Consider the following 1,486-nt stretch of genomic DNA (forward strand, 5'->3'; position numbering starts at 1 on the left):
GGGTCATGCTCAACCAAGAAGTATTCGACGGCCAGTGGCCGACAAAGACGGCGGGCGTTTGGCTCGCGACTAGATGCAAGGGGTTTTCGAGGACCCCGAAAAGGAGAACGGCATGAACCAAGAGGTCATGAATCTCTTCAATCCCCAGGCGCCGGCACAGGTGTTCGATTCCATCCGGATATCGCTCRCCAGCCCTGAGAAGATTCTGTCCTGGTCGTTCGGCGAGATCAAGAAGCCGGAGACCATCAACTACCGCACCTTCAAGCCGGAGCGTGACGGTCTGTTCTGCGCGCGCATTTTTGGCCCGATCAAGGACTATGAGTGCCTGTGCGGCAAGTACAAGCGCATGAAGTACAAGGGCGTCATCTGCGAGAAGTGCGGCGTCGAAGTCACGCTGTCGCGCGTCCGCCGCGAGCGCATGGGCCATATCGAGCTCGCAGCGCCCGTCGCCCACATCTGGTTCCTGAAGTCGCTGCCGTCGCGCATCGGCACGCTGCTCGACATGACCCTGAAGGACATCGAGCGGGTCCTCTACTTCGAGAACTACATCGTCACCGAGCCTGGCCTCACCGCGCTGAAGGAGCACCAGCTGCTCAGCGAGGAAGAGTACATGATCGCCGTCGACGAGTATGGCGAGGACAGCTTCACCGCCATGATCGGCGCCGAGGCCATCCATGACCTTCTGGCCGGCATGGACCTGGAGAAGATCGCCGGCGACCTGCGTACGGAACTGGCTTCGACCACCTCCGAGCTGAAGCAGAAGAAGTATCTGAAGCGGCTCAAGGTCGTCGAGAACTTCATGGAATCCGGCAACCGTCCGGAATGGATGATCATGAAAGTGGTTCCGGTGATCCCGCCGGACCTGCGTCCGCTCGTCCCGCTGGACGGCGGCCGTTTCGCCACCTCGGATCTCAACGATCTCTATCGCCGCGTCATCAACCGCAACAACCGTCTGAAGCGGCTGATCGAGCTGCGCGCCCCGGGCATCATCGTGCGCAATGAAAAGCGCATGCTGCAGGAAGCCGTCGATGCGCTGTTCGACAACGGCCGTCGCGGCCGCGTCATCACCGGCGCCAACAAGCGCCCGCTGAAGTCGCTGTCCGACATGCTCAAGGGCAAGCAGGGCCGGTTCCGTCAGAACCTGCTCGGCAAGCGCGTCGACTATTCCGGCCGCTCGGTCATCGTGACCGGTCCGGAGCTCAAGCTGCACCAGTGCGGCCTGCCGAAGAAGATGGCGCTCGAACTGTTCAAGCCCTTCATCTACGCCCGTCTCGACGCCAAGGGTTACTCCTCGACCGTCAAGCAGGCCAAGAAGCTGGTCGAGAAGGAACGTCCGGAAGTCTGGGATATCCTCGACGAGGTCATCCGCGAGCATCCGGTGCTCCTGAACCGTGCGCCGACGCTGCACCGTCTCGGCATCCAGGCGTTCGAGCCGATCCTGATCGAAGGCAAGGCGATCCAGCTTCACCCGCTGGTCTGCACGGCC

At 61.7% G+C, this 1,486-nt stretch carries 1 pseudogene; it reads left to right on the forward strand.

Annotated elements, in window-relative coordinates:
- Window positions 1-112 precede the first annotated feature (112 nt).
- Window positions 113-1,486, forward strand: a pseudogene (locus ACXJ7R_RS32410) (DNA-directed RNA polymerase subunit beta'); the annotation flags it as partial.

This window comes from Mesorhizobium sp. P5_C1, assembly GCF_054049815.1.